The sequence below is a fragment of the Pseudoduganella chitinolytica genome (assembly GCF_029028125.1).
Classification (GTDB): domain Bacteria; phylum Pseudomonadota; class Gammaproteobacteria; order Burkholderiales; family Burkholderiaceae_D; genus Rugamonas; species Rugamonas chitinolytica.
The window spans coordinates 2,689,510-2,709,491 of record NZ_CP119083.1; the positions used below are offsets into that span (position 1 = coordinate 2,689,510).

A 19,982-nucleotide genomic window follows, 5' to 3' on the forward strand; every position below is an offset into this window, starting at 1 on the left:
TGTGGTCAGCCGGTCAGTAACCGAACTGGGTTTTCGCGGCCGAGACGCACTGCTCCTTGGCCGTGCCGGACAAGGCGTCGCATTTCTCCGCGGCCACCTTGTACTCGGCAATTCGTTTGTCTTCGCGCGCATTGCTGCGCGCCTCGATCACTTTCTTGTCGGCCCGCGCGTCGGCCAGGGCCGCCGTGCGGGTCGCCTTGGCCTGCTTGACGCAGACGTCCTTGGCGTTGCCGGCCAGCGCCTCGCAGCGGCTGTGGTCGACCACATAGTCGGCCTCGGCGATGTCCTTGCGGGCCTTCGTGTAGGCTCGCAGCGTATTCTTGTACTGCGCCGTCGCGTCCGCCAGGGAGCGCACCCGCGCCGCCTTGGCCTCGGCCACGCAGACGTCCTTTGCATTCCCGGCCAGCGCATCGCAGCTGGCCCGCGCCACCTTGTATTCGGTACTGGCGGCATCCTTTGCGTTGCGGTACAGCGCTTTCGCCTCCGGCGTGGCCGCGGCCATGGCACCCACGGGCACCAGGGCGCTCGATGCCGCCAGGGCCACTGCCACACAAAGTGTGCGCTTCATGCTTGCTCCCATCGATGACGTCTTGTTTTGTTCTGATGACAACAGTGTGCAACAGTTGCGCTAGCGTTTCTGTTCGCTGGCGAACATAGCTGCTATTTTTGCAACAACGGATCATGCTGACGCCACGCCGAGCGCGACAGGACATGGTGCGGCATCGCACAGACCCTTGCTTGCTCCCGTGGTTAAAGTGTCACCACAATCTCGAGGAGGACACGATGAAAACAACGCAAGCACTTTCCGCTGTGATGGTCGCGGTCGCCGCCCTGACGACCGGCTGCGCCGGCACCGGCAACCTGACCGACACCAATCACTCGACCCGCGCCGACGCGGCCACGTATGGCACGATCGAATCGATCCAGGTGGTGCGCGTCGATCCGGCCACGAGCGGCGCGGGCGCCGTTGCCGGCGGCCTGGTGGGCGCACTGGTGGGCAACCAGATCGGTTCGGGCAGCGGCCGTACCGCCGCCACTGCCGCCGGTGCCATCGGCGGCGCGGTGGTGGGCAACCAGGTCGAATCGAACCGGAACGCCCCGCACGATGTCTACCAGATCAACGTGCGGCTCGATAACGGCGACTACCGCACCGTCAACCAGGACAGCGCCTACGACTTGCGGTCGGGCAGCCGGGTACGGCTGGTCGACGGCCGCGTGTACCGCTACTGACGAAGGCGCCGCCCGGCCCGCCTTGCGGCAGGCGGCCGGGCGCGTCCGCCATCCATCCATAATCACAACAAGGAGCATCCATGGGCACCATTCTTCTGATCATCCTGGTCCTCGTCCTCATCGGCGCACTGCCGACCTGGCCCCACAGCCGCAACTGGGGCTATGCACCCAGCGGTATCGCAGGCCTCATTGTCGTGATCCTGCTGATCATGCTGCTGACAGGCCGGTTATAACCCACCCCGGGGGCGCACCAAGCGCCCCTTGTCACTTTTGAAGGAGTCAGCATGAACAAGACATTGTCAGGTGCATTGGTTGCCGGCCTACTGGCAGCCGGCACATGCGCCGCCGCTGGCCAGGCCACCGACGCCCAGGTAGCGCAATACCAGCAAAAGGAACTGGCGCGCGGCGAGCCCGCCCGGTGGATGAAGGAAGACCGGACCATACAGGCCCAGATCGCCACCAAGAAAAAGGAAATCGGCGCCGCGCTGAACGAAGCGCTGGCGCAGTGCAAGCAGATGCAGGCAAGCGAACGGGGCAGCTGCGTGAAGGAAGCGCGCCAGACCTACCGGGACGACATGGCGCACGTGCGCGAGCTCGTCACCGTATCGAACCAGATGGCCGGCAAGGTCGAGACGACGGGACCTTCCGAGTAGTCGCAGTCGGCCCGGGGCGCCCGTGGGGCGCGACCGGCCGTCATGCCACGCGCACGACCGGCGGCAATTCATGTACGACGAGCGGCGTGTCGTCCGCCACCAAGCGCAGCCAGCCGGCGGCGTCGATGGCACGCAGTGCGTCACGGTAGCCCTGGTCCCAGCGCCACTCGATCGAGCCCTTGGAAAAATTGATGTCCTTCATGGCCATCTGCCAGTCGCGTCCCGCATAAGGCAGGCGCACCACGTGCAGCGTGCTGCCGCAGCCCAGCGCGTCGAGTTCGCGTGCGCCCTGCGCGCTCTTCTCCTGGTCGGGCAGCGCGCCGTACAGCTCGCGCAGCTTGTTCTGCATGCGCCGCATGTTGACGTAGTCGTCCAGGTGGCGCCGTGAACGCGAGGCGAACGTCACGTCCTTCTGGCGCGTCTGCACTTCTTCCAGCGTGCGCGGCTCAGGGCCCTCGGCGCTCCACAGGTCCACCATGAAGCACAGCGTATCGACCTGCGTCCGGTCGTCCAGCACGGTTTCCAGCGGCGTGTTCGAGTACAGGCCGCCGTCCCAGTACAGCTCGCCGTCGATGCGCACGGGCGCGAAGCCTGGCGGCAGCGCGCCGCTGGCGCGGATATGGTCGGCGCACAAGTGGCCGTCGCGGCTGTCGAAACTGACCAGCGAGCCGCAGCGCACGCGCAGCGCGTTGACGGTCAGGCGCATGCCTTCCGGGCTGTTCAGGTAATCGAAATCGACGAGTTCCTTCAGCGTGGCCGTCAGTTCGGCCGTGTCGTAGAAGCTGGCCTCTTCCGGCGGCACCGGCAGGCCGGCCGCGAACAGGCCGAACGGACGCGGCTTGAAGAAGCCGGGCACGCCGCGCCACAGCGTATCCAGGGTGGACAGCCAGATGTTGGCGCGGCGCCCGTCGTCCGTCAGGCGCACGGGATCGAGTGCATCGCGGTGCGCGACGCCGTCCCAGAACTCGCGCAGGCGGCGCAAGCGGTCCGGCTGGCGATTGCCCGCCAACAGCGCCGCATTGATGGCGCCGATCGACGTGCCCACGACCCAGTCGGGCACCAGCCCGTGTTCGTGCAGCGCATGGTAGACGCCGGCCTGGTAGGCGCCCAGCGCCCCGCCGCCCTGCAGCACCAGCACGACGCGCAGGCCGGCCGGATTCAACCGGTGTTCCGTTCCTTCCGCCACGGTCATCCTTTCGCGTTGTGGGCAAATAATCTGGAAACAGCCGATTGTAGCGCGCAAGGCGCGGGCACGTCGTCCCGGCAGCCGGCTCACGTGGCAGCTCGGAAAACCGCGGACAGTCCTGAGCCTTGTGATGACGCAGGAGTTCAGGCCTAGGGACTGTCCCCGCAGGGGACTGTCCCTGGTTTTCATTCGGGACATCGAACGAGCGGAATTTGCAGCTGGAAGCGCGGCTACTCATCCGCCGACTCGGAAAACCGGGGACAGTCCCGGAGGGACAGTCCCCGGGCATCGATGAACTGGGGCCGCTCAAAAAAAACGGCTGCCGCGGCAGCCGTTCCACCCGACAGCCCAAGCCGCCGGCGCTCAGTAGTGGACCGTCACCTTGCGCTTCTTGCGGTAGTACCACCCCGCAACCGCCGCCGCCACGGTGCCGACGGCCAGCGCCGGCTTGGTCAGGCGGCGCTTGGAGATGAAGGACGCCACCGTGATCGCCACCGGCATCAACGCCTTGTAGTTGATGCCGCCCAGGATGCCACCCAGGCCGGAGCCAGCGCCACCGTCGCCCATGCCGGCCGTCTTGGCCGCCAGGATGCCGGCGAAGCGTGCCTGCACGGCCGCGATGGCCATGTCGACGGCGCCATGCAGCAGCACTTCCGGATGCAGGTTCTGCGCCACCATGTGCTTCGAATGCGCGACGCCAAGGCGGTGCAACTCGCCTTCCTTGATCAGCCTGGCCTTGGCGGCAGCGTAGCCCGCCTCGTTTCCATATTTATCGCTCATCGCTATCCTTTCACAACAACATGTCGCGGTCGGCCTTCAGCTCGGCCATGGTGGCCGACAACGCCAGCCGGCCTTGCAGGATCAGCTTCTTGATCGACATGACCAGGGCTACCGCGATGATGACGAAGACGACGGCGAGGATCAGCAGGATCTTCCAGCCCAGCCATTCCCACACGAGGTAGATCAGCGTTGCGGTGCCGAAGGCGATGGCAAACCACGCGGCCAGCACCGACAGCGCGAACAGCACCGACAGCTGGACCAGGTGATTGCGCACTTCCGACAGTTCCAGCGCGGCCAGTTCGACCCGCGACAGCACCAGGCGCAGGCCGTTCTTGGCGACCCCGGCCAGCGATGCGATCAGGCCGGGAGGATGTGGCTCGGAGTGTTCCATGTCGTCTCCAGCCACGGCCATTTATTTGCGGCCCACGATCACGCCGACCAGCAGGCCGACGCCTGCCGCCACGGCGATCGAACGCCATGGGTTCTCCTTGACGTACGCATCGGTCGTGGCAGCGGCCTGCTTGCCGCTTTCGACAGCCTTGACCTGGGCTTCCTGGGCGCGGGCCAGCGCCGAGTCCAGCGCGCGCATGCCGCGGCCGCGCAGTTCCTCGGCCTTTTCGCCCGTCAGGGCCGTGGCGGCGGTGAACAGGGCCTGTGCATCCTTGACCAGCGTTTTCACGTCGTTGTTTACGGTACTGATGTTATTTTCCAGCATGATGATGCTCCTTTATTGGCAGTATGGGAGGCTCGCTCCCTGAAGTGAAAACTGAAGGTAAAACCCGACAGCGCAAGTATCGGCTCGCGCTGTCGATCGTGCAACCGCTTACTCAAGCAGGTCGCGCATGTCGTCCGCGTGCTCTTCCTCTTCAGCCATGATTTTGACCAACAGCTGTTTCGTCACGGGATCGGTATCGCCGATCTGCTCGATCATCTGGCGGTAGGCCTCGATGGCCACGCGCTCGGCGATCAGGTTCGAACGCACCATCGACTGCACTTCCATCGATTCATCATACTCGGCGTGGCTGCGTGCCAGCAAGGTCGCGGGGTTGAAGTCGGGCTGGCCATTCAACTGGACGATACGCTCGGCCAGCCAGTCGGCATGCTGCTCTTCCTCGCCCGCGTGCTCCAGGAACTCCGCCTTGATGCCGGAGTTGGCGCGCCCGCTCACCGTGTAGTAGTGGCGCTTGTAGCGGTTGATGCAGACCAGTTCGGTGGCCAGCGCGTCGTTCAGCATTTTCAGCACGGCTTCGCGGTCGCCCTTGTAGCCTGCCGTGACCGGACCGTCCGCCATGTTCTGCGCGGCGGCCCGGATGGCCGCGGTATCGATGCCGCTGGCCTGGGTAGGGGTATTGTCGGACATGATCTTCCTAGTTAAAAATTAACGACGTGCCTGGATCGGCTTGCCTGCTTCGGACAGCACGATCTCGACGCGGCGGTTGAGCTGGCGGTCGCCGGCCGTGTTGTTGCCGGCCACCGGATAGGCCTCGCCATAGCCGCGCGTCTCGACGCGGTTGCGCTCGATGCCCATCTGCGCCAGCGCGGCGCGCACGGCTTCGGCACGGCGCTGCGACAGCTCCAGGTTGTGCGCGGTCGAGCCGGTGCTGTCGGTAAAGCCTTCCACCAGCACGGTGCGATCCGGGTTGTCGCGCAGGATGTTGGCCAGTTTCTGCACGGTGCCCATGCCGCCGGACGTCAGTACGGCCTGGTCGGTGTTGAACAGCACGTCGCCCAACGTGACGACCATGCCGCGCTCGGTCTGCTTGGCCTGCAGTTCGGCCAGCTGCGCCGCCAGTGCCTGGGACTGCGCCTGGGCATCGCGGGTCGCCGCCGTGGCCTGCTCGGCCCGGGCCTTCGCGGCCTCGGCATCGCGCTGGGCCTGTTCGGCGTTGCGACGTGCCGCTTCCGCCTCGGCGGTACGGGCCTGCAGGCGCACCTGCTCGCGTTCCTGCGTGGCGCCCTTCAGGCTGGCCTCGGCCTGCTTGGTGCGGGCCACTTCCTGGGCGGTGGCGATCTTGGTTTTCGCCAGGCTGGCCAGCTGGTCGATCTTGGTCAGGTCCTCGCGGTTGCTTGCTGCCGTGTTGGCGGCATTCAGCGCTTCCGTCGCGGCCTTGAATTCATTGGGCGCGTACTGCGCCACGGCGCCGTTCTGCGCCGCCGTATAGTCGCTGCGGGCCTGGTCCAGCGTGCTGGTCGTCACGGGCGTGGAGCTGCAGGCGGACAATGCCAGTACCAGCGACAGCACCAGCGGTGTCACGGCTTTGCGTGCAAAGGTCTTGTTCATCGTGTCCTCTCCTTGTTCTTACTTGTTGGCGCTGTTGGCGCGATCGAGTTCCTCGCGCAACACACGGATATTGTCTTGCACGGCATCGGCAGCGCTGGTCGCCTTGGCGGACGTGGCCTTGCTCTGCGCCAGCTTCGCCTCGGCCTGGGCCTGGGTCGCCAGTTCGGAGGCGAGCTTGTAGTCGCGTTCCTTCAGGGCCTGGTTGGCGCGGGCGAACTTCTCGCGGGCGGACGTCAGCTCGGCAGGTGCCAGCTCGGCGGCGCCGGCCTGGGCGGCGTTTTCAACCGCGGCCTGGGACACGGCGACATCGGCGGTGGCCGGGGCTTTCTGGCTGGCGCAGGCCGACAGCACCAGGGCGGAAACGACGGTTGCCGCAAGGGCCGGCAGGGTAAGACGAGGGCTCATTCTTTTTCTCCTCAGAAGTTGAACGTTCGTGATGTGGTGAAGTTATAGCCTAACGGACAACACTCCTTCAGTACGCTGCCGCACATATGGCGGCAAGCAGGGCCACGCGTTGCGCCATCGCCTCTTACGGTGCGGAACCGCACATTGCCCGCCAAGGCCATCGTGTAAGGTCGCCTGGCGTAACCAAAACAGAAAGGCTCTGCCATGACAATGCCTCGTCGCACCAAGATCGCGCTGGCCGTGGGCGGCACCGTCGTCGCCATCCCCGCCATTGCGCTGGTCGTACTCCTCAACTATGACTGGAACAAGGCGCGCCCCTGGCTGAACGCGAAGACCAGCGAAGCCATCGAGCGCCCGTTCGCCATCCGCGGCGACCTCTCCCTCACGTGGGAAAAGCAGCCGCGCGCGCCGCAGGACCGTACCTGGCGCGACTGGATTCCATGGCCGCACCTGGTGGCGCGCGACGTCCACCTGGGCAATCCGCCCGAGCTGGTCGGCAAAGGCGGCAAGGACCCGGTGCCGGCCGACATGGCCAGCGTGGATGCGGTAGCGTTCTCGCTCAATCCGTTCGCGCTGCTGCACCAGACCATCTCGATTCCGGAACTGTCCTTCCAGTCGCCCAGCGTGTACCTGCGCCGCACCAGCGAAGGCAACAACTGGACGTTCGAGAAAAAGGAAAAGAAATCGAAGTGGGAGCTGGACCTGGACCGCATCGTGTTCAGCAAGGGCAGCATCCGCTTCGTCGACGGCGTCGAACACATCGACGCGACGGCGCAGGTCGACACGCTCGACAACGACCGCAAGTACGGCGTCGGCTGGAAGCTGTCGGGCCGATGGAACGACGCGCCCATCAGCGGCAGCGGCAAGACGGGCGCCGTGTTGTCGCTGCAGGATGCCAGCGTGCCCTTCCCCATCCTGGCCGATGCGAAGATCGGCCGGGTCTCCGTGGCCGCCGAGGGCACGCTGGTCAATCCCGCCAAGCTGGCCGGCATCGACATGAACCTGAAGGTATCCGGGGTCAGCATGGCACGGCTGTACCCCATCACCGGCCTGGTGCTGCCGGAAACGCCGCCCTTCTCCACGCATGGCCGCCTGGTCGGTGAGCTGGCCAAGGGCAACAGCAAGTGGACCTACGACAAATTCGTCGGCAAGGTGGGCTCGTCCGACATCGGCGGCAAGCTGGCCTACCAGCAGAAGAAACCGCGCGGCCACCTGACCGGCAACGTGCACTCTAAACTGCTGCAGTTCGCCGACCTGGGCCCGCTGATCGGTGCCGACTCCAACGAAAAGAAAAAGGAACGCGGCGTGGAAACCGTGCAGCCGGCCGACAAGGTGCTGCCGGTGGAAAAATTCCGCACCGAGCGCTGGACCAGCATCGATGCCGATGTCAGCTTCAAGGCCGATCGCATCACGCGCACGGCGCAGCTGCCGATCAGCAACCTGTACACGGAGTTCCACCTGAACGACGGCGTCCTGAAACTGACGCCGCTGAACTTCGACTTCGCGGGCGGCAGCATGGCCTCCACCGTCAAGCTGGACGGCAGCGGCAAGCAGGTCAAGGATGCCATCGCCGCCAACCTCGACGTCAAGGGCCGCCACATCAAGATCAAGGAGCTGTTCCCGAACGTCGAGCAGATCAAGCAGGCCACCGTGGGCGAGATCAATGCCGAGGCCAGGCTGTCGGCCACCGGGAACTCCGTCGCTACCCTGCTGGCGGCATCCAACGGCGAAGTGAAAGCCACCGTCAGCCAGGGCACCATCAGCAAGATGCTGCTGGAGCAGATGGGCCTGAACGTGGGCAGCATCGTCGTCACCAAGCTGGTGGGCGACAAGCCCGTCCAGATGAACTGCCTGGCCGGCGATTTCGCCGTCACCAACGGCGTGGCGCAGACGCGCTCGTTCATCGTCGACACGACCGACGCCACGCTGCACATCAACGGCGCCGTCAGCCTGGCGCAGGAGAAGATGGACCTGACGTTGAAGCCGGACAGCAAGGGCCTGCGCATCGTCTCGCTGCGTTCGCCGATCTACGTGCGCGGCAGCTTCAAGCAGCCCGACGTGGCCATCGACAAGGGCGTGCTGGCGATGCGGGCCGGCGGCGCCATCGCGCTGGCCACGCTGGCCGCGCCGGTGGCGGCCGTCATTCCGCTGATCCATGGCGGCGGTGGCGGCGTCGATTGCGCCAAGCTGCTGGCGCAGTCGACGGCCAAGCCCAGCGCGCCGCCGCCGGGCAAGCAATTGCCGGCCTCGAAACGGGCTACGCCCGAACAGGTAAAAGGCAAATAAGGGGCCAATGAGGGGCCAACGAGGCCACCGGGGCCGCGACGAAAAGGTAACAAACCGTTACTGGGTGCGATGGCGAACAGAACGGTTTATACCGTTTTCTTATCCTGAAAGCGTTGATGCAGCAGCGTCGACTGCGCAGCGAAACGACCATTTCGAGAACAAAGGAGCGTGCAATGAACAACCTGACTTCCCTGCCGACCATCGTGTCCGGCCTGGTGCTGGCCACGCTGGTGGCCTGTGCCTCGACGAATGCGCCGGCGCCCGCCACCGGCGCCGTGGGCAACTCGGCCAACAGCGCCGCCGTCAGCGACTCGGCCCTGACCAACAGCGTGCTGGCGGGCCTGGCCCAGCAACAGGGCATCAACCCGGCCGACATCGCCGTCGAGAGCTACGACGGCGAAGTGCGCCTGTCCGGCTTTGCCGCCAGCCAGCAGGAGATCGACACGGCCGTCGCCGCGGCCCGCAGCGTGGCCGGCGTGAAGGTCGTCAGGAACGACATGAAGCTCAAGGACGCGGCGAAGTAACGGGTCCACCCAAGCGTCCACCAACCACTCATGCGCCCGCACCGGCGGGCCAGCTCAACCAAGGAGAACATCATGAACGTCAAACAGATCGCAATGCGTCTTACCATCGCCGGCGCCGTCATGGGCCTGACCGCCTGCTCCGGCATGTCCACGCAGGATCGCAACACGGCCATCGGCGCTGGCGTGGGCGCGGTGGCCGGCTCGGCCCTGTCGGGCGGCTCGGCACTGGGCACGGTCGGCGGTGCCGCCGTGGGCGGCGTCGTGGGCAACCAGGTCAGCAAGCCAGGCCGCTGATCCACGGGACGCCAGCAACACCGGGGACGGGCACCAATCCCAGGGCGAACGCCCCGGGATTGGTGCCCGTCCCCATGGTCTTCAGCCAGTCTAGGCCAGCGTACCCCACGAATCGCACCAGCCGCCAAACGGCCCGGCCAGCTCCGTCGCGGCGCGCTGCACCGATGTGACGAGATCGTAGCTGACGCGGCCCGTCACGATGAACTGGACGAACCGGTCGCCCTCCTCGTCCTCGACGCATTCGACGTCGCCATACTGCTTGCGCAGCTCGGCCAGCAGTGCCTGCGTGGGCGGCCACTGCTCCACGTCCACGTTGAACTCGATCGGCACTTCGACGGAGAAGTCGAAGCCGCCTTCCGCCAGCAGTCGCAACACTTCGCCGTCCGCATCGTCCGGCCAGGTTTCAACGCGCTTGTACATGGTTACCGCCTCCACAGGGTCATAGAGCGGCAATGGTAACAGCCCGGCGCCGGGCGGCGCCAGCGGTCAACGTTCCTTCACCAGGTCGTAGCAGCGGCACGAGACCGCTTCCAACCCGCTGGAATCGAGGATCTCGATATTGCCGCGGCTGTAGGAGATCAGCTTCTGGTTCTGCAGCGCGCTGGCGGCTTTCGTGACGCCGACACGCCGTACGCCCAGCGCGTGGGCGAGGAATTCATGGGTAAGGTGGAACTTCTCCGATTGCAGGCGGTCGCGCGTGACAAGGAGCGACCGCGCCAGGCGCGCCTCGAGCACGTGGAAGCGGCTGCACACGGCGATCTGGATCGCCTGTGCCAGCAGCGTGTCGGTATAGCGGTGCAGCAGGTGCTGCAAGGATTCCATGCGGCCCGCGCAGGCGGCGAAATCGGCGGCGCTCATGCACAAGGCACGGCCGGCGCGCTGCACGACGGCGCGCACCTGGGCCTCGTCGTTGCCCAATGCGGCGGAGGCGCCGATCATGCCTTCACGGCCGACCGAGCCCACCTCGAGCGTCATGCGCCCTTCGGCGACGGCCAGCAGCGAGACCAGCGCGTCGATGGGGAAATACACGTGGCGGATCGTCTGGCCCGGTTCGAACAGGACATCGCCCACTTCCGCGTCGATGGTCTCGCATTGGGCTTCGAGCTGGGCCAGGTCGTCTTCGGGAAGACCGGCCAGCAATCGGTTACCAGGCGTGACCATCGAAGCGTGGCTGCTGTGCGCGGTGTCAAAGTTCAGATTCATCGTATGGCCTGATAGGTTGGCATGTGCACAAGGTAGGAAAGAGCGTAACGACTCTCAATTCCCATGTATGTACGGTGACGCACGGAACCTGCTGGTGACGGGAAGGACAATGCCAGCAAAGGGTCGCGCGTCTTCCAGCGCTTCCGATGCGCTGTCTTTCCAGCGCGCGGCCACGACAAAAAAGGACCCATCATGAACCATCCAAGCACTCCACCGACCCGCCACAACCTGCACCCCGTGCTGCTGATCGCGGCCGTCGTGTTCATCCTGTTCTGCGGCGTCGGCATCGCCGCCTTCATGGGCTGGCTGCCCTCCTCCGACAAGGCGGGGCGGCCTGACCAGCTCGTCACGCCGCCGGCCGAACAACTGGCCACGGCGCCCTACTCGCCGCCCGGCCCGGCCACGCAGTCGAGCCAGTACGCGGCCGGCGCCGGCACCATCAACGGCGTCTCCACGTCCGGCAGCGGCGCGCTGGGCACCAGCGGCGGCTCGGGCGACGTGATCGCTTCGCCCGTTGTGCCCGCTTCCGAGCCGCGCGTGGCCGCGCCGGTGCGCGACGAGACCTTGCAGCGCGAACGCGAACGCGAGCGTGCCCGCGAACGCGCCGCCGAGAAGAAGCATGCGGCCACGCCCGTGTGCAAATCGTGCGGCATGGTGGAGAGTGTCAGCGAAACCAAGACCCGCGCCGCCGGCAGCGGCATGGGCGCGGCCGGCGGTGCCGTCGTGGGCGGCCTCCTGGGCCGCCAGGTCGGCGATGGCAAAGGCCGCGATCTCGCGACGATTGCCGGGGCCATCGGCGGCGCCGTGGTCGGCAACCAGGTCGAGGGCAATATGAAAGCGACGAAGAAATACGACGTGACCGTGCGTATGAACGACGGCGAGCTGCGCACCTTCCATACCGACTCGCCCGTGTGGCGCCAGGGCGACCAGGTCAAGGTGGTCAACGGCATGCTGCAGTCGCGCTGAACTTTTCGCCATCTACCGAGTCGAAGCCCTGTGGCATGCCACAGGGCTTTTTTGTTGTCGAGTTGTCGCTGTGTACGCCAGCGCACAGAGGCTCCGCAAGAGGCACCGACACAATCGATTCACGCCATCGCACCAGGCGCAACCATCGATGGGAGGAACAATCGTGAACAGGATGATGTGGGGCTGGATGATCGCGCTGGGGCTGCTGCTGGCGCGCATCGGATTCTTGGAGCTGGAGACGGCCGAGGCGGCCGTGCCGGAATGGACCATCATGCTGCTGCTGACGGGCGGCCTCGTGATCGGGCTGTTTGGCGTGACGGGACTGCTGGGCTTGCTGGGCTGGGTACCGCGGCTGGGCGACAAGTAACGCCGTCGCTGTTGTGTTGGAAAATTGCCAATACTTTTGTGCCAGTGTACGGCACCGAACAGAAGCCAGCAGTAGAGACGGCGACAATGGTTTCACGACGGCGAAGCATCATACCGCCGGATAATTTCAACTTGAGACGAGAGGATCCGATCATGCTTTACACTATTGCAGTTGTACTCATCATCTTGTGGCTGCTGGGTCTGGTCACGTCGTACACCATCGGCGGTTTCATCCACATCCTGCTGGTCGTGGCTGTCATCATGATCCTGCTGCGCCTGATCAGCGGACGCGGCGTCTAGCTTGACTAGCGACACCGACAGCGGCGATGCATGAGAGTGCACGCCGCTGTGTTTTTTTGTAGGCCCGCTGCGGCATACTTCGCAGCGCACTTTGCAGCACACTTTGCAGCACCCGTTTGCAGTACCCATAACAAGGAGGAACACGCCCATGAGCATCCTGAATGACACCCGCAAGAAAGCAGTCGCCGGCGCCGTCGCGCTGGCCATGACGGTCGGCGCCACCGGTTGCGCGGACATGAATCCCGAACAGCGCGGCACGGCCACCGGTGCCGGCATCGGCGCCGGCCTGGGCGCGATCCTGGGCGCGTCGACGAGCGGCGGCGGTGGCGGCCGTGCGGCCGGTGGCGCGGTGCTGGGCGCGGCCGTGGGCGCCGTGGCCGGCAATATCTGGTCCAAGCGCATGGAGAACCAGAAGAAAACGATGGAACAGGCCACCCAGGGCACGGGCGTACAGGTCACGCAGACGGCCGACAACCGCCTCAAGATGGAAATCCCGAGCGACATCTCGTTCGATACCAACCGGGCCGACATCAAGTCCAACTTCCGCCCCATCCTGGATCGCTTCGCCAGCACGCTGAACGAGAACCCGGCCACGACGGTGACGATCATCGGCCACACCGACAGCACGGGCAGCGATTCGATCAACCAGCCGCTGTCCGTCGAGCGCGCCTCGCACACGCGCGACTACCTGGCCACGAAAGGCGTGTCGCCGACCCGCGTCGTCGTCGAAGGCCGCGGTGCACGCGAACCGATCGCGTCGAACGACGACAACAGCGGCCGCGCCCGCAACCGCCGCGTGGAGATCTACGTGGCCGAAGCCGCCCCGCGCAGCTGAGCCACTGCGCGCAGTACCGACCGGCCGGCCGCGCATGCGGCCGGCATCACAACGACAGGAGACATCATGACCACCTGCGCCACCCCTGCCCTCACCCTGCTGTGCCGCGCGGCGTTGCTGTCGGCGGCGCTGGCGTCGCCGGCCCTGGCCGCGTCCATCAAGCCGGGCCTGTGGGAAATGACCAGCAAGGTTCCCGCCGCCGATCCCGCCGCGATGCAGGCGATGGCCCAGGCGCAGCAGCAAATGGCGGCGCTGCCGCCCGAGCAACGCCGTGCCATCGAGCAGATGCTGGCGAAACAGGGCGTCACCCTGGCGCTGGCCGAGGGCGGCGGGGTCAAGGTGAAGTTCTGCGTGACGCCCAAGCAGGCCGCCAACCCGACCATGCCGCACGGCCAGCCGGGCCAGTGCAAGAGCACGCGCAGCGCCATCCCGGGCGGCCTGGCGGTGCAGTTCAAATGTACCAATCCCGCCTCCAGCGGCAACGGCCAGGTCATCTTCGACGGCGACAGCGGCTTCTCGATGCGCATGGCCGTCGACAGCCAGGCCGCGGGCCGGCCGCAACACATGACGGTCGAAAGCAGCGGACGCTGGCTGGCGCGCGACTGCGGCGGCGTGGCCGCCGTGCAGTAGCGTCGCTAGACGAAATCGTGCTGCCAGACCTGCTGCTCGTTCTTGCGGAACTGCCAGATCGGCGTGGCACTGTGGCGGAACATCTCGCGCACCTCGCCCGTACCAAGGATGGCGGAGATGACGATCGTGTTCATCGTCCAGTTGTCGGCATTGACGTCGTCGCCGGCCGCCTGGTGGCGGATCGCGACCGTGCGGACGTCGCCCCACACCGTTCCCGCCGGCATGGCCACATCGCGCTCGTGCGTGCTGCCCGCGCGCCACTCCGCGCCTTCGTTGAGGCTCACTTCCACCACGCTGCCGTCCAGTAAGGTGACGATGGCGAAATCGGCGCTGACGTCGTGCCGCAGCCAGTCCGTGTCGCCCAGGCTGTCGTCGCCCACGGTCACGGCCAGGCGCACGGTCGCCAGCGGCGTGTCATCCAGCGGTTCCAGGTTGCAGGTCATCGTGAAGGCATTGCTGAAGGTGTTGCGCCGGCCGCCGCCCGTGCGGATCAGCGTCGTCAGCTGCCGCCGCCACAGCGCCAGGTCGGCACCATGCAGGTCCAGGATGTCGCGCGCATCGTAGCCGTCCATCAGCTGGCCCCAGTGCGGCACGCCGCCATGCGCCCGGGCGGCGCGCTGCACCCGGTCGATGAACTCGGCATTGCCGGCCAGGTCGCGGATCATCGGGATCTCGATATGGCAGGTGAAGGTGAACTTCGACATGCCGAGCAGCGCCTCGGTGCGGCTGGTATAGCGGATCGCCAGCAAGGTCGCCACCGCCAGGCGGCGGCCATACAGGTCGTCGAAGATCGCCAGCACCTCGTCGATGAACGCCAGGTAACCGCCCGCCGTCTCGTCCCCCACGTCGAACGCGAATTCGTAGGGCGCCACCTTCTGGCAATGGTCGTCGGCCGCGTAGCCGTAGGTGTCCATGATCTTCCAGCCGATGGCTGTCTTGGTCAGCAGCGGGTAGGCCGAATTGAACAGGCCCACGAGGATCGAGCGCATCACGTCCTGCAGGCCCACCGTGAAGGCGAAATTGGTCACCGCGGCCACGATCTGCCCCGGCGTGGGATGGGGATTGGCGATGATGAAGCCCAGCAGTGCGACCAGCGCGGCGATGACGGCAGCCAGCGCGACGATGATGATGGCGAGGGCGGCGATGGCGGCAAAGATACCGGCGGCGATGATCCAGCCGATCGGCGGCACGCCGAGGAAGCCCACGGCGGCGGCCAGCATGATCGAGATCGCTTCGACCAGTCCCACGATGGCCACCACCAGCACGGCAATGGCGGCCACGAGGATCGCCGCGATCCAGCCCACGTCCTGCTGGCGGCACACCCAGGTAAAGAAATCGTCGCCGCCCGGCCCCGGCGGCGTGTTGGGCGTGTCGCAGTCGACCACGCGGCGGGCGCTCACCGTGCAGGTGTGCTGCCCCCTTCGCTGAAGGGATTGACGAGCAGGTTGACGAAGTGCTTGTCGGCGGCAAAGGCGGGGAACGTGGCCGCCGTCAGGCTGGCGCGCAGGGTCTGCCAGGTTGCGCGCGTGCGCGTCTCCTCCAGCTTGAACGCGGGCACCGTGCGCACGACCAGCGCGTAGACGAAGCCCATGCGGCCCACCGATACCAGCGCGGCGCGGAACAGGTCGTCGTCCTTGCGCACGAGGACGCCGTCGCACAGTTCGGCCAGCGCCAGCGGATCGGCCGCCGCGATCGCGCGCAGCGCGACCTGGGTGTCGTCCGCGCTCCCGGCCGTGAGTCCGGCCGTGCGCTCGATCCAGAACTCCTGTCCGCCCGGGCCGATCAGGTGGATCGCCTGCACGCAGTCGGCGATCGGCGGCAGGTGGATGTCGCCGCCGTGCGAACCTGTCGCCATCACGCCGGCGATAGACTGGCCGCCGCTGCCGCCCAAGGTCGGCAAGGCGCGCGCGCCCGGCAGGCACGACAGGTCGCTTTCGTCTGCCCCTCCGCCATTGGCGGCGATGGGCAGGCCGTGCAGCAACCGGTTGACGTTGAAGACCTTGGTGCCGCCGCGCACGTGCGCCAGCCGCCCGGCCAGCGCGGGATCGGCCAGTTGCAGGCGTCCGAGGATGAGCGGGCTGTCGATGACGCCGGCGATGCCGTCGCTCTCGACCATCACGTCTTCGGATACGAACACATCCGTGAAGGACCACGTGCTGCCGGTCCACTTGACGCGACCGCCCGCCTCCTCCGCCTGGCGGATGATCTCGACGATTTCGGCACGCGTGGTGGGGCGGTAGGATTTTGCCGCGGTGAACGTCAATGCGCGCGCCCAGTTGACGAACCTCTTGGGCGGCGGCGCGGGATCGATGGTGCCGGGGCAGATCATGGAGGCCTCCTGTCATGCGACGAGGCGGTCGCCCCCTCTCTTCAGCTTAGGCGGTCGGCAGGCCGAATGACAGGGTGCCGTTGTCCCGGCACCACGGACGGGTCAGTTCGCTTCCAGGAACGCGAAGTAGAGGTCGCGTGCACGCGTCGCCACCGGCCCCACCGGCAGGGCGCGCTCCTCGTAGCGCACGCACGGCGTGACCTTGCCGAAGTTGCCGGTGTTGAAGATCTCCGTGGCGCTCGCCAGCTCTTCCGGGCGCACGCTGCGCTCTTCCACCAGCACGCCGTCGTCCTTCAGCAGCGCGATCACGCGGGCACGCGTGATGCCGGCCAGGAAGGTACCGTTCAGCGCCGGCGTGACGACAGCGCCGTCGGGCGTGACGAAGAACAGGTTGGCGGTGGCGAACTCGGCCACGTTGCCGTCCATGTCGCACACGACCGCGTTATCGAAACCCTTGGCCTTGGCTTCGCGCAGCACGCGCGTCGTGTTGGCATACAGCGACGATGCCTTGGCGTCGGTCGGCGCCATGCGGCCATCCGGGCGCAGCAGCGCGGACAGGCAGGCGGTAAAGCCGGTAAAGGGCGGAATCGGGGCGTCGAACAGCGTCAGCGCGAACGCGCTCTTCTCGGGGACGGGCACCAGCAGGCCGTCGGTGGCGAACACGAGGGGGCGGATGTAGAGTTCGGCATCGGCGGGGAACTTCGCCACGCCTTCCCGCACCAGCGCTTCCATCTCGTCGACGGAGTGCGGGCACTGCATGCCCAGCCGGTCGGCCGAGTGGATCACGCGCTGCAGGTGCGGCCGCAGGTCGGGCATGTGGCCGCGTACCGATCGGGCGCCATCGAAGACGGAAGACCCCAGCCAGACGCTGTGGTCCATGGCGCCGAACAGGGGGGTATTGCCTTCGTTCCAGGCGCCGTTGAAATAAGTCAGGTACATGCTTGCTCCGTGCTGTCGAAAGCACAGAATCTAGCATACCGCGCGGCGCCCTTTCAGAAGGCGTGGCGCAGGCCGATGTTGACGGCGCTGCGGCCCTGCCCCTTTTCGCTGAAGTTGCCCACCGTGTAGGGCGCGCCATTCTGGTCCTTGATGCGCGCATAGGCGGCATAGAACGCCGTGCGGCGCGACATCGAGTACGTCATGCCGACCGCTACCTGGTTGGCATCCTGGTTGGCCAGCGAGCGGTCGTCCTTGCGGATGTACGACACCATGTAGGTGGCGGCGCCGCTGGCATACGAGACGCCGGCCAGCGCGTCGTTGCTGCGGGTGGACGGCGATGCCAGCACCAGCGCGCCGTACGGATTGTCCTGGTCCCATGGCGAGCTGCCGACGCCGCGGTTGACGGCATACGCCGCATACACGGTGGTAGCCTGGCCCAGGTGCATGTTGGCGGCCACCAGCGAATTGCGCGACGACAGGTCGACCGGCGTGGTGGCGCCCGCGCCCTGCAGGAAGTTGTTCTTGCGCTGGTGCGCGGCACGCAGCGTGAACGGACCGCCCTGGTAGCCGATCATGGCGCCATAGGCGCGGTTGCGCGACGTGCTGAAGGCGGATTCACCGAAGCTGTAGATCGCACTGGCGACGAAGCCGTGGATGGAGCTGGAACGGTACTTGATGGTGTTGTCGGAGCGCTTGTTGCCATTGCCCATCAGGTTCGTCGCGGTGCCGGCCATGCCGCCGCGGAACGGGTCGGCCACCTCGGACAGCGCCTCGTAGCCCACGTCGTACTGCCGGCCGACCGTCACGGCACCCCAGCGGTTGGCCAGGCCCACGTAGGCCTGGCTGCCGAACAGGCGGCCGTTCTGGTCGGACTGGCCCGTGTCGTTGCGGATGCCCGCTTCCAGCCGGAACACGGCGGAGGTATTGTTGCCCAGCGCCTCGCGGCCCGTGAACCCGATGACGGAGCCGGTGGAGCCCCCGGGGAAATCTTGGTGGACGGGCAATTGCCGCCACGGCAGTCATGTTCGGAGACGGCGCCCGCGTCAAGGACACCATACACCTGGACGGCGGTGCCGGCCCCTTCCGGCGCCTGGTTCTGGCCGGATGCGGCCAGGGAAACGCAAGTCAGTGGCGTCATGCACGCCAGCACCCACCATGGGCGGGTCATGAATCGGTTCTTCATGATACGTCTCTAGGTAAAGTCAACAAATCGCCGATCGGCTCGGCTCTGCCAAATTGCATGCTTTTCCTAAAGCTTGGGTGCAGTGTAGTGCCGCACGCTTGACATTTCTGTGCGCGGCCTCACAAATCGCCCATGCCGGTACTCTGGCGGCACAGCACAGATATACCCCAATAGCCGGGCGGCGTATAGTGGCAATGCAGGTGACTCCCCTTTTATTCGAGAAAGGCTGCATCTATGCAACATCAGTTTCCGCAAGCTTTATACGAAAGCAAAAGAATCGCCGCGCACGACGCCGTCGGGCTGTTGCGCGACGGCGACTGCATCGTTGTCCCGTCCGGCGCGGGCGAGCCGCCCGCATTGCTGACGGCGCTGTCGGAGCGCCGCCGCGAGCTGCACGACATCAAGGTGGCGCAGATTCTCGCGCTGCGCAAATACGGCTATTTCGACTGCGAGACGACGCACCACGTGCGCCACCTCGCGCTGTTCTTCGGCGGTGCGTCGCGGGCGGCCGGCCAGGCCGGCTGGGCCGATTTCGTGCCCGCCTATTTCTCGGAGATTCCCGTGCTGATCGAGCGCGGCCAGATTCCGGCGGACGTGGTGTTCGCGCTGGCGTCGCCGATGGACGAGCATGGCTTCTTCGCCCTCAGCCTGGCGGCCGACTACACGATGGCCGCCGTGGCGAAAGCGCGCGCCGTCGTACTGGAGGTCAATCCGAACGTGCCGTTCGCGCACGGCCAGTGCCACGTCCACATCGACCAGGTGACCGCCGTGGTGGAGAGCACGGACCCGGTGTTCGAGGTGGGCCTGCCCAGGATCGGCCCCGTGCAGGAAGCGATCGCGGGCTTCGTGGCGGACATGATCGAGGACGGCTCCACCCTGCAAATCGGCTACGGGGGCATCCCGGATGCGGTGGTCATGCAGCTGTCGCACAAGCGCGACCTGGGCATTCACACGGAAATGATCGGCGACGGCATCTTGAAGCTGGTACAGGAAGGCGTCGTGACGAACCGGCGCAAGACCTTCATGCCGGGCAAGATGGTGGCCACGTTCGCGCTGGGCTCGAAGAAGCTGTACGACTTCATGCACCACAACCCGATGCTGGAAATGCACCCCGTCAGTTTCACCAACGACCCGTACATCGCGGGCCAGAACGACAAGCTGGTGGCCATCAACGCCAGCCTGCAGGTCGACCTGCTGGGCCAGTGCGGCTCCGAAAGCATCGCCCACCTGCCCTACTCCGGCACCGGCGGCCAGGTGGACTTCGTGCGCGCCGCCAACCGCTCGCGCGGCGGCAAGGCGTTCATCGTGCTGCCGTCTACCGCCAAGGAAGGCACGATCTCCCGCATCGTGCCTACGCTGACGCCGGGCACGCACGTTACCACGGGCAAGAACGACATCAACTACGTTGTCACGGAATACGGCGTGGCGCAGCTGCGCGGCAAGTCGGCCCGCCAGCGCGCGGAGGCGCTGATCGCCGTTGCGCACCCGGATTTCCGGGCCGAATTGCGGCGCGCGGCGGCAGCGATCCACTTGTGCTGACGGCGCCACGACGGGTCCGCTTGGTACGCTAGCGTACACAGCAGAACTTTCCG

General features: G+C 66.3%; 26 protein-coding genes. 12 read left to right on the forward strand and 14 right to left on the reverse strand.

What is annotated here, in order from left to right; translation table 11 throughout:
* Nucleotides 1-13: 13 nt before the first annotated feature.
* Nucleotides 14-568, reverse strand: a complete 555-nt coding sequence (locus PX653_RS11885; protein WP_277418075.1) for a hypothetical protein — start codon at nucleotides 566-568, stop codon at nucleotides 14-16.
* A gap of 215 nt (nucleotides 569-783) precedes the next feature.
* On the opposite strand from PX653_RS11885, the gene PX653_RS11890 reads away from it, so the two are divergent.
* The 3 genes from PX653_RS11890 (at nucleotide 784) to PX653_RS11900 (ending at nucleotide 1,883) form a co-directional block, all read left to right on the forward strand.
* Nucleotides 784-1,230: an outer membrane lipoprotein gene (locus PX653_RS11890; RefSeq protein ID WP_277418076.1), complete on the forward strand. Its 447-nt coding sequence runs from the start codon at nucleotides 784-786 to the stop codon at nucleotides 1,228-1,230.
* 80 nt (nucleotides 1,231-1,310) lie between these two features.
* Nucleotides 1,311-1,463, forward strand: coding sequence for a DUF3309 domain-containing protein (locus tag PX653_RS11895; RefSeq protein ID WP_107141531.1), 153 nt, complete (start codon nucleotides 1,311-1,313; stop codon nucleotides 1,461-1,463).
* A 51-nt stretch (nucleotides 1,464-1,514) separates the two neighbouring features.
* The gene (locus PX653_RS11900) at nucleotides 1,515-1,883 is read left to right on the forward strand and encodes a hypothetical protein (protein WP_277418077.1); all 369 of its coding nucleotides are present in this window, start codon (nucleotides 1,515-1,517) and stop codon (nucleotides 1,881-1,883) included.
* A gap of 40 nt (nucleotides 1,884-1,923) precedes the next feature.
* Here the strand turns inward: PX653_RS11900 and PX653_RS11905 are convergent, their stop codons facing one another.
* From PX653_RS11905 to PX653_RS11935, 7 genes are all read right to left on the reverse strand, one after another.
* Entirely contained in the window at nucleotides 1,924-3,069 is a 1,146-nt protein-coding gene (locus PX653_RS11905; RefSeq protein WP_277418078.1) for a patatin-like phospholipase family protein, read from the reverse strand.
* Nucleotides 3,070-3,432: 363 nt separating this feature from the next.
* Nucleotides 3,433-3,849: a hypothetical protein gene (locus PX653_RS11910; RefSeq protein ID WP_277418079.1), complete on the reverse strand. Its 417-nt coding sequence runs from the start codon at nucleotides 3,847-3,849 to the stop codon at nucleotides 3,433-3,435.
* 10 nt (nucleotides 3,850-3,859) lie between these two features.
* Nucleotides 3,860-4,240, reverse strand: a complete 381-nt coding sequence (locus PX653_RS11915) for a phage holin family protein (RefSeq protein WP_277418080.1) — start codon at nucleotides 4,238-4,240, stop codon at nucleotides 3,860-3,862.
* A 21-nt stretch (nucleotides 4,241-4,261) separates the two neighbouring features.
* Complete coding sequence (locus PX653_RS11920) at nucleotides 4,262-4,564, reverse strand: ElaB/YgaM/YqjD family protein (protein ID WP_277418081.1); 303 nt, start codon at nucleotides 4,562-4,564, stop codon at nucleotides 4,262-4,264.
* 108 nt (nucleotides 4,565-4,672) lie between these two features.
* Nucleotides 4,673-5,209, reverse strand: a complete 537-nt coding sequence (locus PX653_RS11925; protein ID WP_277418082.1) for a ferritin-like domain-containing protein — start codon at nucleotides 5,207-5,209, stop codon at nucleotides 4,673-4,675.
* Between the two features lie 18 nt (nucleotides 5,210-5,227).
* Nucleotides 5,228-6,130, reverse strand: a complete 903-nt coding sequence (locus PX653_RS11930; RefSeq protein WP_277418083.1) for an OmpA family protein — start codon at nucleotides 6,128-6,130, stop codon at nucleotides 5,228-5,230.
* An 18-nt stretch (nucleotides 6,131-6,148) separates the two neighbouring features.
* On the reverse strand, nucleotides 6,149-6,535 hold the full coding sequence (locus PX653_RS11935; RefSeq protein ID WP_277418084.1) for a DUF4398 domain-containing protein: 387 nt from the start codon (nucleotides 6,533-6,535) through the stop codon (nucleotides 6,149-6,151).
* Between the two features lie 204 nt (nucleotides 6,536-6,739).
* Here PX653_RS11935 and PX653_RS11940 point away from each other — a divergent pair, with 204 nt between their 5' ends.
* From PX653_RS11940 to PX653_RS11950, 3 genes are all read left to right on the forward strand, one after another.
* Nucleotides 6,740-8,821: an AsmA family protein gene (locus tag PX653_RS11940; RefSeq protein ID WP_277418085.1), complete on the forward strand. Its 2,082-nt coding sequence runs from the start codon at nucleotides 6,740-6,742 to the stop codon at nucleotides 8,819-8,821.
* Nucleotides 8,822-8,994: 173 nt separating this feature from the next.
* On the forward strand, nucleotides 8,995-9,345 hold the full coding sequence (locus PX653_RS11945) for a BON domain-containing protein (RefSeq protein WP_277418086.1): 351 nt from the start codon (nucleotides 8,995-8,997) through the stop codon (nucleotides 9,343-9,345).
* 72 nt (nucleotides 9,346-9,417) lie between these two features.
* A complete protein-coding gene (locus PX653_RS11950; RefSeq protein WP_277418087.1) occupies nucleotides 9,418-9,639 on the forward strand; it encodes a YMGG-like glycine zipper-containing protein in 222 nt (73 codons plus the stop codon).
* Nucleotides 9,640-9,729: 90 nt separating this feature from the next.
* Here the strand turns inward: PX653_RS11950 and PX653_RS11955 are convergent, their stop codons facing one another.
* Nucleotides 9,730-10,059 (reverse strand): ribonuclease E inhibitor RraB, encoded by a 330-nt coding sequence (locus tag PX653_RS11955; protein WP_277418088.1) that lies wholly within the window; start codon nucleotides 10,057-10,059, stop codon nucleotides 9,730-9,732.
* Nucleotides 10,060-10,125: 66 nt separating this feature from the next.
* Nucleotides 10,126-10,842 (reverse strand): Crp/Fnr family transcriptional regulator, encoded by a 717-nt coding sequence (locus tag PX653_RS11960; RefSeq protein WP_277418089.1) that lies wholly within the window; start codon nucleotides 10,840-10,842, stop codon nucleotides 10,126-10,128.
* Nucleotides 10,843-11,034: 192 nt separating this feature from the next.
* Between PX653_RS11960 and PX653_RS11965 the strand changes: the two genes are divergently transcribed.
* From PX653_RS11965 to PX653_RS11985, 5 genes are all read left to right on the forward strand, one after another.
* Nucleotides 11,035-11,808: an outer membrane lipoprotein gene (locus PX653_RS11965; RefSeq protein WP_277418090.1), complete on the forward strand. Its 774-nt coding sequence runs from the start codon at nucleotides 11,035-11,037 to the stop codon at nucleotides 11,806-11,808.
* A 163-nt stretch (nucleotides 11,809-11,971) separates the two neighbouring features.
* On the forward strand, nucleotides 11,972-12,175 hold the full coding sequence (locus tag PX653_RS11970; RefSeq protein ID WP_277418091.1) for a hypothetical protein: 204 nt from the start codon (nucleotides 11,972-11,974) through the stop codon (nucleotides 12,173-12,175).
* A 152-nt stretch (nucleotides 12,176-12,327) separates the two neighbouring features.
* A complete protein-coding gene (locus PX653_RS11975; protein ID WP_107141518.1) occupies nucleotides 12,328-12,474 on the forward strand; it encodes a lmo0937 family membrane protein in 147 nt (48 codons plus the stop codon).
* Between the two features lie 148 nt (nucleotides 12,475-12,622).
* Nucleotides 12,623-13,309, forward strand: a complete 687-nt coding sequence (locus PX653_RS11980) for a YiaD family glycine zipper/OmpA-like lipoprotein (protein ID WP_277418092.1) — start codon at nucleotides 12,623-12,625, stop codon at nucleotides 13,307-13,309.
* Between the two features lie 66 nt (nucleotides 13,310-13,375).
* Nucleotides 13,376-13,939 carry a DUF3617 domain-containing protein gene (locus PX653_RS11985; RefSeq protein ID WP_277418093.1) on the forward strand — a complete coding sequence of 188 codons (564 nt, stop codon included), beginning with the start codon at nucleotides 13,376-13,378 and terminating at the stop codon, nucleotides 13,937-13,939.
* Between the two features lie 5 nt (nucleotides 13,940-13,944).
* Here PX653_RS11985 and PX653_RS11990 read toward each other — a convergent pair whose 3' ends face one another.
* The 4 genes from PX653_RS11990 to PX653_RS12005 all read right to left on the reverse strand — a co-directional run bounded on the left by PX653_RS11990 (nucleotide 13,945) and on the right by PX653_RS12005 (nucleotide 18,211).
* Entirely contained in the window at nucleotides 13,945-15,339 is a 1,395-nt protein-coding gene (locus PX653_RS11990; protein ID WP_277418094.1) for a hypothetical protein, read from the reverse strand.
* Nucleotides 15,336-16,268, reverse strand: a complete 933-nt coding sequence (locus PX653_RS11995; protein WP_277418095.1) for an FAD-binding oxidoreductase — start codon at nucleotides 16,266-16,268, stop codon at nucleotides 15,336-15,338. Before PX653_RS11995 ends, PX653_RS11990 begins: the two co-directional genes overlap by 4 nt.
* A 102-nt stretch (nucleotides 16,269-16,370) precedes the next feature.
* Nucleotides 16,371-17,207, reverse strand: a complete 837-nt coding sequence (locus PX653_RS12000; protein ID WP_277418096.1) for a branched-chain amino acid aminotransferase — start codon at nucleotides 17,205-17,207, stop codon at nucleotides 16,371-16,373.
* 53 nt (nucleotides 17,208-17,260) lie between these two features.
* On the reverse strand, nucleotides 17,261-18,211 hold the full coding sequence (locus tag PX653_RS12005) for a porin (RefSeq protein WP_277418097.1): 951 nt from the start codon (nucleotides 18,209-18,211) through the stop codon (nucleotides 17,261-17,263).
* A 413-nt stretch (nucleotides 18,212-18,624) separates the two neighbouring features.
* On the opposite strand from PX653_RS12005, the gene PX653_RS12010 reads away from it, so the two are divergent.
* Nucleotides 18,625-19,929: an acetyl-CoA hydrolase/transferase family protein gene (locus PX653_RS12010; RefSeq protein WP_277418098.1), complete on the forward strand. Its 1,305-nt coding sequence runs from the start codon at nucleotides 18,625-18,627 to the stop codon at nucleotides 19,927-19,929.
* Nucleotides 19,930-19,982 lie beyond the last annotated feature (53 nt).

Bases quoted from the DNA above. Each gene is read 5' to 3' on its own strand.
- PX653_RS11955 (WP_277418088.1), bottom strand. From the start codon at position 10,059: ATGTACAAGCGCGTTGAAACCTGGCCGGACGATGCGGACGGCGAAGTG.
- PX653_RS11950 (WP_277418087.1), top strand. From the start codon at position 9,418: ATGAACGTCAAACAGATCGCAATGCGTCTTACCATCGCCGGCGCCGTC.
- PX653_RS11885 (WP_277418075.1), bottom strand. From the start codon at position 568: ATGAAGCGCACACTTTGTGTGGCAGTGGCCCTGGCGGCATCGAGCGCC.
- PX653_RS11945 (WP_277418086.1), top strand. From the start codon at position 8,995: ATGAACAACCTGACTTCCCTGCCGACCATCGTGTCCGGCCTGGTGCTG.
- PX653_RS11940 (WP_277418085.1), top strand. From the start codon at position 6,740: ATGACAATGCCTCGTCGCACCAAGATCGCGCTGGCCGTGGGCGGCACC.
- PX653_RS11930 (WP_277418083.1), bottom strand. From the start codon at position 6,130: ATGAACAAGACCTTTGCACGCAAAGCCGTGACACCGCTGGTGCTGTCG.
- PX653_RS11925 (WP_277418082.1), bottom strand. From the start codon at position 5,209: ATGTCCGACAATACCCCTACCCAGGCCAGCGGCATCGATACCGCGGCC.
- PX653_RS11995 (WP_277418095.1), bottom strand. From the start codon at position 16,268: ATGATCTGCCCCGGCACCATCGATCCCGCGCCGCCGCCCAAGAGGTTC.
- PX653_RS11980 (WP_277418092.1), top strand. From the start codon at position 12,623: ATGAGCATCCTGAATGACACCCGCAAGAAAGCAGTCGCCGGCGCCGTC.
- PX653_RS11935 (WP_277418084.1), bottom strand. From the start codon at position 6,535: ATGAGCCCTCGTCTTACCCTGCCGGCCCTTGCGGCAACCGTCGTTTCC.
- PX653_RS12010 (WP_277418098.1), top strand. From the start codon at position 18,625: ATGCAACATCAGTTTCCGCAAGCTTTATACGAAAGCAAAAGAATCGCC.
- PX653_RS11890 (WP_277418076.1), top strand. From the start codon at position 784: ATGAAAACAACGCAAGCACTTTCCGCTGTGATGGTCGCGGTCGCCGCC.
- PX653_RS11895 (WP_107141531.1), top strand. From the start codon at position 1,311: ATGGGCACCATTCTTCTGATCATCCTGGTCCTCGTCCTCATCGGCGCA.
- PX653_RS11920 (WP_277418081.1), bottom strand. From the start codon at position 4,564: ATGCTGGAAAATAACATCAGTACCGTAAACAACGACGTGAAAACGCTG.
- PX653_RS11910 (WP_277418079.1), bottom strand. From the start codon at position 3,849: ATGAGCGATAAATATGGAAACGAGGCGGGCTACGCTGCCGCCAAGGCC.
- PX653_RS11900 (WP_277418077.1), top strand. From the start codon at position 1,515: ATGAACAAGACATTGTCAGGTGCATTGGTTGCCGGCCTACTGGCAGCC.
- PX653_RS12000 (WP_277418096.1), bottom strand. From the start codon at position 17,207: ATGTACCTGACTTATTTCAACGGCGCCTGGAACGAAGGCAATACCCCC.
- PX653_RS11985 (WP_277418093.1), top strand. From the start codon at position 13,376: ATGACCACCTGCGCCACCCCTGCCCTCACCCTGCTGTGCCGCGCGGCG.
- PX653_RS11960 (WP_277418089.1), bottom strand. From the start codon at position 10,842: ATGAATCTGAACTTTGACACCGCGCACAGCAGCCACGCTTCGATGGTC.
- PX653_RS11915 (WP_277418080.1), bottom strand. From the start codon at position 4,240: ATGGAACACTCCGAGCCACATCCTCCCGGCCTGATCGCATCGCTGGCC.
- PX653_RS11975 (WP_107141518.1), top strand. From the start codon at position 12,328: ATGCTTTACACTATTGCAGTTGTACTCATCATCTTGTGGCTGCTGGGT.
- PX653_RS11965 (WP_277418090.1), top strand. From the start codon at position 11,035: ATGAACCATCCAAGCACTCCACCGACCCGCCACAACCTGCACCCCGTG.